We start from the raw sequence: 7,500 nt of genomic DNA on the forward strand, positions 1-7,500 counted from the left end.
GATCTCTACGCGGCGGTTTTGCGCTTTACCTTCCGCCGTGCTGTTGCTGGCGATCGGATTTGCCGGGCCCATACCCTGAGTACGGATACGGTTAGCGGCGACGCCTTGAGTGATTAAGGCGCTGGCCACGGAGTCCGCGCGCTGCTGCGACAGGCGCATATTCAGATCCTGACTGCCGGTGCTGTCGGTGAAGCCGAGCACGTTGACGGCGGTTTTATTGTACTCTTTCAGTACCATTGCCACGCCGGTCAGGGTGTTGGCACCCGCAGGTTTCAGGTTGCTGCTGTTGCTGTCGAAGGTGACGTTATTTGGCATATTCAGGATGATGTTATCGCCACTGCGCGTCACGCTGACGCCCGTTCCCTGCATTTTGTCGCGCAGTTTTGCTTCCTGCACGTCCATGTAATAGCCGACACCGCCGCCAACGGCCGCGCCAGCCGCCGCACCAATCAGCGCGCCTTTGCCGCGATCTTTCTTCGAAGAAGAGAGTGCGCCAATACCCGCGCCGACCAGAGAGCCAATACCCGCGCCAATGCCGGATTTACCCGCTTCGCGTTCTCCGGTGTAAGGGTTTGTTGTGCAGCCAGAAACCGCCAGGGCGCCGCTCACGATGGCAGCAATAACAAAAACACGTTTCTTCATCTTAATTCCTTAATGACTTTTTCTTCTTTGCCACAGCGACCGTGGCGGTTGATTATGACGTGTGAACATGAAGAAAATTCCAGGGAAGACTCTGAAATTTGTAAGTAACATTGAACGGCATAATAAATAAGCCGTCACATCGCATTCAGGAGCGCCATCTTGGCTAATTCACCCGCACATTACTCGGTGTTAACCGCCGCCCACTGGGGACCTATTCTCGTCGAAACCGATGGCGAGACGGTTTTCTCCTCTCGCGGCGTGCTGCCCACCGCCCATCCCAACTCTTTGCAAACCGTGGTGCGCGACCAGGTACACAGTAAAACGCGGGTACGTTTTCCCATGGTGCGTAAAGGCTTTCTCGCCTCGCCGGAGGATCCGCAGGGGGTGCGCGGGCAGGATGAATTTGTTCGTGTCAGTTGGGACGACGCGCTGAATCTTATCCATACGCAGCATAAACGCATCCGTGACAGCTACGGCCCGGCCTCGATTTTTGCCGGTTCCTACGGCTGGCGTTCCAACGGCGTGTTACACAAAGCAGCGACCCTGCTACAGCGTTATATGGCGCTGGCGGGTGGTTATACCGGGCATCTGGGGGATTACTCGACGGGTGCTGCGCAGGCCATCATGCCGTACGTGGTGGGCGGTAACGAAGTTTACCAGCAGCAGACCAGTTGGCCGGTGGTGCTGGAGAACAGCGAAGTGGTGGTGTTATGGAGCGCCAATCCGCTGAATACCCTGAAAATTGCCTGGAACGCCTCCGACGAGCAGGGCCTCGCTTACTTTGAGGCACTGCGTGGCAGCGGGAAGCGGTTGATCTGTATCGATCCGATGCGATCGGAAAGCGTCGATTTCTTTGGCGAGAAGATGGAATGGATCGCTCCGCATATGGGGACCGACGTGGCGCTGATGCTGGGTATCGCGCATACGCTGGTGGAAAACGGCTGGCACGACGCGGACTTTCTCGCTCGGTGTACGACCGGATATGACCGTTTTGCCGACTATCTGCTGGGCAAATCTGACGATGTTGCAAAAACGGCAGAATGGGCCGCTGAAATTTGTGGTGTTCCGGCGGCGAAAATACGTGAACTTGCGGCGATATTTCACCAAAACACCACCATGCTGATGGCGGGGTGGGGTATGCAACGCCAGCAGTATGGCGAGCAGAAACACTGGATGATTGTCACGCTGGCTGCCATGCTCGGGCAAATCGGGACGCCTGGCGGCGGCTTTGGGCTGTCGTACCATTTTGCCAACGGCGGCAACCCAACGCGCCGCGCTGCGGTGCTGGCTTCAATGCAGGGCAGCGTTAAAAACGGCACCGACGCGGTGGATAAAATCCCGGTGGCGCGAATTGTTGAAGCGCTGGAGAACCCGGGTGGTTTTTATCAGCACAACGGTATGGACCGCCATTTCCCGGACATCCGTATGCTGTGGTGGGCGGGCGGCGCTAACTTCACCCATCATCAGGACACCAACCGTCTGATTCGCGCCTGGCAAAAACCGGAGCTGGTGGTTATCTCAGAGTGTTTCTGGACAGCCGCAGCGAAGCATGCCGATATCGTGCTGCCGGCGACGACGTCTTTTGAGCGTAATGATTTGACCATGACCGGCGATTACAGCAACCAGCATCTGGTGCCGATGAAGCAGGTTGTATCGCCGCAGGATGAAGCGCGAAATGATTTTGATGTCTTTGCCGAGCTGAGTGAACGCTGGGAGAAGGGCGGATATGAGCGATTTACCGAAGGCAAAAGCGAGCTGGAATGGCTGGAGACTTTTTACAACATTGCCGGGCAGCGTGGGGCTAGCCAGCAGGTGACGTTGCCGCCATTCACCGAGTTTTGGCAGCGGAATGCGCTGATCGAAATGCCAGAAAACGCCGCCAGCGCGCAGTTTATCCGTTTCGCGGATTTTCGCCGCAACCCACAGGCGCATCCGCTGAAAACGGACAGCGGTAAAATTGAAATCTACTCCGCGAGGATTGCCAGTTACGGTTACGCGGACTGTGCGGGGCATCCGATGTGGCTGGAGCCGGATGAGTGGTTCGGTAACGCCGAGCCGGGCCAGTTACAGCTGCTTTCCGCCCATCCGGCGCACCGTTTGCACAGTCAGCTAAATTACAGCGCGTTGCGCGAACAGTATGCGGTAGCGGATCGTGAGCCCGTCACGATTCATCCGCAGGATGCCAAAGCGCGCGGTATTGCGGATGGCGACACGGTCAGGGTGTGGAACCAGCGTGGGCACGTTCTGGCGGGAGCGGTCGTGACGACGGGAATTAAACCCGGTGTCATCTGTATTCATGAGGGCGCCTGGCCTGATTTGGATCTCGCCGCCAACGGTATTTGTAAAAATGGCGCCGTCAACGTGCTGACCAAAGATCTCCCCAGCTCGAAGCTGGGGAATGGCTGTGCGGGCAACACTGCGCTGGCGTGGCTCGAAAAATACAGCGGACCAACGTTGGCGCTTACGGCGTTTGATCCGCCTGCCAGCCCATAATCCACGTGGGATGGTGAGTCTCTTCCTGCCATGCGCCATCTTCAATGCGAAAACCCAGCGCATGGTAGAAGTTCACCGCTGATTGATTCTTCTGGTAGACCTCGAGGCTGAGTAACGAAAAGCGCTGCTGCACATGCTGCACCAGCGCTTTGCCGATCCCGCTTCTGATGGCGGCAGGCGCGACGAACAGCGCGCCGAGAAAGCGGTCGTCAATGACGCTGGCAAAGCCTTTGAGCACCCCTTCTTCTTCCCATACCCAGGTTTGTGCGGCTGGCAGATAAACATCCCGCACGATGGATTCACTTTCGCGCCAGTAGCGTTCTTCGATAAACGGATGGGCATGGATCGTGCTTTCCATCCACAGCGCCAGAATCGACGGTAGATCGTCAGCCTTTGATTCACGAATCATGTTGTTCTCCCGGGTAACAGATACAGCTGGTGACATGGTCATTGACCAAGCCGCATGCCTGCATAAAGGAGTAACAGATGGTGGTGCCGACAAACTTAAATCCGCGTTTTTTTAACGCTTTAGACAGAGCATCTGACGCCGGTGTAGAGGTGGGGATATCGCTCAGGTTGGCGGCGCGGGTCAGTTGCGGTTGGTTATCAACAAACGACCAGACGAACTCGCTAAACGATTCTCCGTTTTGCGCCATGGTCAGAAAGGCGCGAGCGTTGCCGATAATGGCCTGAATTTTTCCTCTATGGCGAATAATGCCGGCATCCAGTACCAGTCTTTCCACATCCTCTTCGGTCATGGCCGCCACTTTTTCCGGGTCAAAATGGTGGAAGGCGTGGCGATAATTTTCCCGTTTCTTAAGCACAGTGATCCACGATAAACCGGCCTGTTGGCCTTCCAGACAGATCATTTCGAACAGCTTGTTGCCATCTGTTTCGGGGACGCCCCATTCCTTGTCGTGGTAGGCAATGTAAAGTGGGTCCTGGCTGACCCATCCGCAACGCTGCATATTCTTCCTCGCTGTTTTTACTGGCGTAAAAATTTCATTCGGCCCGCCTTGACGCGCCAGCTAAAAAGACAATATTTAATACAGGGCCTGATGGGCCCGATATCCTTCACACAATGACAATAATATCGCCGAATTCGGCTCTTTTCTGGAGTCGCGTTGATGATTATAAGAAACAGTAGTGGTCGCCAAAGGTTAACTCTGGCGAGCGTCGTAGTTTGTGCGCTGTTCATCAATACAGCATATGGCTGGCAACAAGAATATATCGTTGATGCGATGTCAGGGCATACGGCTGAACGTTATACATGGGACAGCGATCACCAACCACGTTATAACGACATTCTGGAAGAACGTATTCGCTCCACTCAAAACGTGGCGGGTCCCGTGGTGAATCTGGCGGATGAAACGCCTATGGATGCGACCAGCGGCATGAGTATGGGCTGGAACTTTCCGCTTTCAAGGCAGGTGATGACTGGTCCGGTGGCCGCGCTGCATTATGACGGTTCGACCACGTCTACTTACAACGAATTTGGCGATAGCGTGACGTCGGTAACGCAGAACGATCCGCTGTGGCATGCCAGCGTCAGCACGTTAGGCTGGCGAGTCAATTCTCAGTTCGGTGATGTGCGACCGTGGGCGCAAATCAGCTATAACCAGCAGTTTGGCGAGAATATCTGGAAAGCGCAGTCGGGCCTCAGTCGCATGACGGCGGCGGGTCAAGACGGTAACTGGCTGGATGTTACCGTTGGCGCAGATATGCTGTTGAACCGGCACATGGCGGCTTACGCGGCGCTTTCGCAGGCGGAAAATAGCACCAATAACAGCGACTATATGTACACCATGGGAGTGAGTGCCAAATTTTAACGCAAACAATCATCATATAAACATCTCTGTTACATATTGAGATCAACAATCACACGCCCCTCAGCGATAGCGTGTACTAACTCTTACGATAAAATTCAGTAACCCGACTTTTTGTCTCGTCATTCATTCCGCATTCCAGGCATTTCATTCCGTCCTGGTGGCATTTCATGCCGTTTTCTCCTGGCCATAAAAGCGCTTCGGTATGGTTGTTGGCAGAGAATTTCCCATTTTGCTTATGCAGGAAGACTGCCATGAAAACTTCTGATTATCAGCGCACTCGCTGGCTAACACTGATCGGCACGATTATTACCCAATTTGCTTTAGGTTCTGTTTATACCTGGAGCCTGTTTAATGGCGCGCTCTCTTCTAAGCTCGATGCGCCGGTCAGTCAGGTGGCATTTTCTTTTGGCTTGCTGAGCCTCGGGCTGGCGATTTCCTCTTCCGTTGCCGGCAAGCTGCAGGAACGTTTTGGCGTGAAACGCGTCACCATGGCCTCCGGTATTTTACTCGGCGTCGGTTTCTTCTTAACCGCCCATTCCAACAGCCTGATTATGCTGTGGCTGAGCGCCGGTGTGCTGGTTGGTCTGGCGGATGGTGCAGGTTACCTGTTAACGCTTTCCAACTGCGTAAAATGGTTCCCTGAGCGTAAAGGGCTGATTTCCGCCTTTGCCATCGGTTCTTATGGCCTTGGCAGCCTCGGTTTTAAATTTATCGACAGCCAACTGCTGAGCACCGTGGGCCTGGAAAAAACCTTCATGATTTGGGGCGCGATCGTACTGGTGATGATCGTCTTTGGCTCTACGCTGATGAAAGATGCGCCGAATCAGGAAGTGAAAGCGAAGAATGGCGTAGTTGAGAACGACTACACCCTGGCGCAGTCCATGCGCAAACCGCAGTACTGGATGCTGGCAGTCATGTTCCTGACAGCGTGTATGAGCGGTCTGTACGTCATTGGCGTGGCGAAAGATATCGCACAAAGCCTGGCGCATATGGATGTGGCGACGGCGGCGAATGCGGTTACCGTCATTTCTATCGCGAACCTGTCGGGTCGTCTGGTGCTGGGGATTCTGTCCGATAAAATCTCCCGTATTCGCGTGATCACCATTGGTCAGGTCGTTTCGCTGGTCGGTATGGCTGCACTGTTGTTCGCGCCGCTGAATGACGTAACCTTCTTTATGGCCATTGCCTGTGTCGCATTTAACTTTGGCGGCACCATCACCGTATTCCCGTCACTGGTCAGCGAGTTCTTCGGTCTGAATAACCTGGCTAAAAACTACGGTGTTATTTACCTGGGCTTCGGTATCGGTAGCATTTGCGGTTCCATTATCGCCTCGCTGTTTGGCGGGTTCTATGTGACCTTCTGCGTCATCTTTGCGCTGTTAATCATTTCGCTGGCGCTTTCTACCACTATTCGTCAGCCACAACGTAGCGTCTATACCGAGGCGCACGCCTAAATCTATTAGTAGTATGATTAATACCTGGCGCATATATTTACAAAAATTTATGCGCCATTTTCATTCTCTATAAGCACTTTTGCTCCCTCCTGTGGTCTACTTACCCGCGCCCGTAGACAATTCACCTCTGCTGTTGTCGCATTTTTCCTCTGTCAGGTCTGATTGATCGCTGCTCAGGGTTTTTTATCCCGATTTCCAGGGTTTGTTTGCATGAGATACATTAAGTCGATGACGCAGCAGAAACTCAGTTTCTTGCTGGCAATCTATATCGGTTTGTTTATGAACTGTGCTGTATTTTTCCGTCGTTTTAGCGGATATGCGCACGATTTTACCGTCTGGAAAGGACTCTCCGCGGTTGTTGAATTGGCCGGCACTGTGCTGGTGACTTTCTTTTTACTACGACTTCTCTCTTTGTTTGGCCGCCGCGCCTGGCGTGTCCTGGCAACCTGTTTGGTGCTGTGTTCTGCCGGCGCCAGTTATTATATGACCTTCCTGAACGTGGTAATTGGTTACGGTATTATCGCCTCCGTAATGACCACGGATATTGATTTATCGAAAGAAGTCGTCGGCTGGCATTTCATCGTGTGGCTGGTTTCGGTCAGTATTATTCCCTTGGTGCTGATTTGGAGTAACCGCTGCCGCTACACGTTGATGAGACAAATTCGTACGCCGGGCATGAGGTGGCGTAGCGTAGCGGTAGTTTTACTGGCCGGCCTGATGGTATGGGCGCCGATTCGCCTGCTGAGCATGCAACAGAGAAGCGTAGAGCGAGAAACAGGTATCGATTTACCCAGCTATGGCGGGGTTGTGGCGAACTCTTACTTGCCGTCAAACTGGCTCTCTGCGCTGGGTTTGTACGCCTGGGCACAGGTGGATGAATCCTCAGACAACAAATCGCTGATGAACCCGGCGAAGAAATTTACCTATGTTGAGCCTAAGAATCTCGACGACACCTATGTGGTCTTTATTATCGGCGAAACCACCCGCTGGGACCATATGGGGATTTTTGGCTATGAGCGAAATACCACGCCAAGGCTCGCCCAGGAGAAAAACCTGGCCGCGTTCCGTGGATATTCCTGTGA

The 7,500-nt window shown here is 53.7% G+C and carries 7 protein-coding genes (1 of these 7 running past the window's edge); 4 read left to right on the top strand and 3 right to left on the bottom strand.

Features of this window, described 5'->3' with window-relative positions; genetic code table 11:
- Window positions 1-642: OmpA family lipoprotein (locus tag FDW87_RS13070; RefSeq protein WP_137379849.1), on the bottom strand; the 642-nt coding region annotated here is incomplete at its 3' end.
- A 159-nt stretch (window positions 643-801) separates the two neighbouring features.
- On the opposite strand from FDW87_RS13070, the gene FDW87_RS13075 reads away from it, so the two are divergent.
- Window positions 802-3,135, top strand: a complete 2,334-nt coding sequence (locus FDW87_RS13075; protein WP_137379824.1) for a molybdopterin guanine dinucleotide-containing S/N-oxide reductase — start codon at window positions 802-804, stop codon at window positions 3,133-3,135.
- On the opposite strand, the gene FDW87_RS13080 is transcribed toward FDW87_RS13075, so the two are convergent.
- On the bottom strand, window positions 3,104-3,544 hold the full coding sequence (locus tag FDW87_RS13080; protein WP_016157718.1) for an N-acetyltransferase: 441 nt from the start codon (window positions 3,542-3,544) through the stop codon (window positions 3,104-3,106). The two genes, FDW87_RS13075 and FDW87_RS13080, sit on opposite strands and share 32 nt — an antisense overlap.
- On the bottom strand, window positions 3,534-4,103 hold the full coding sequence (gene tag, locus FDW87_RS13085) for a DNA-3-methyladenine glycosylase I (protein WP_047358205.1): 570 nt from the start codon (window positions 4,101-4,103) through the stop codon (window positions 3,534-3,536). Before tag ends, FDW87_RS13080 begins: the two co-directional genes overlap by 11 nt.
- Window positions 4,104-4,262: 159 nt before the next feature.
- Here tag and FDW87_RS13090 point away from each other — a divergent pair, with 159 nt between their 5' ends.
- The 3 genes from FDW87_RS13090 to eptB form a co-directional block, all read left to right on the top strand.
- Window positions 4,263-4,964, top strand: coding sequence for an autotransporter outer membrane beta-barrel domain-containing protein (locus tag FDW87_RS13090; protein ID WP_016154907.1), 702 nt, complete (start codon window positions 4,263-4,265; stop codon window positions 4,962-4,964).
- 251 nt (window positions 4,965-5,215) lie between these two features.
- Window positions 5,216-6,418: an MFS transporter gene (locus FDW87_RS13095; RefSeq protein ID WP_016154906.1), complete on the top strand. Its 1,203-nt coding sequence runs from the start codon at window positions 5,216-5,218 to the stop codon at window positions 6,416-6,418.
- A 210-nt stretch (window positions 6,419-6,628) separates the two neighbouring features.
- On the top strand, window positions 6,629-7,500 hold the 5' portion of the coding sequence (gene eptB, locus FDW87_RS13100) for a kdo(2)-lipid A phosphoethanolamine 7''-transferase (protein WP_016157716.1). The gene runs 823 nt beyond the window's last position; 872 of the gene's 1,695 nt are visible here — the first part of the coding sequence; it begins with the start codon at window positions 6,629-6,631; its stop codon lies off the right edge, out of view.

The sequence above is a fragment of the Citrobacter sp. wls826 genome (genome assembly GCF_005281245.1).
GTDB lineage: Bacteria > Pseudomonadota > Gammaproteobacteria > Enterobacterales > Enterobacteriaceae > Citrobacter > Citrobacter braakii.

Excerpts from the sequence above, each read along its gene's own strand:
- tag (WP_047358205.1), bottom strand. The coding sequence starts at position 4,103 with ATGCAGCGTTGCGGATGGGTCAGCCAGGACCCACTTTACATTGCCTAC.
- FDW87_RS13080 (WP_016157718.1), bottom strand. The coding sequence starts at position 3,544 with ATGATTCGTGAATCAAAGGCTGACGATCTACCGTCGATTCTGGCGCTG.
- FDW87_RS13090 (WP_016154907.1), top strand. The coding sequence starts at position 4,263 with ATGATTATAAGAAACAGTAGTGGTCGCCAAAGGTTAACTCTGGCGAGC.
- FDW87_RS13095 (WP_016154906.1), top strand. The coding sequence starts at position 5,216 with ATGAAAACTTCTGATTATCAGCGCACTCGCTGGCTAACACTGATCGGC.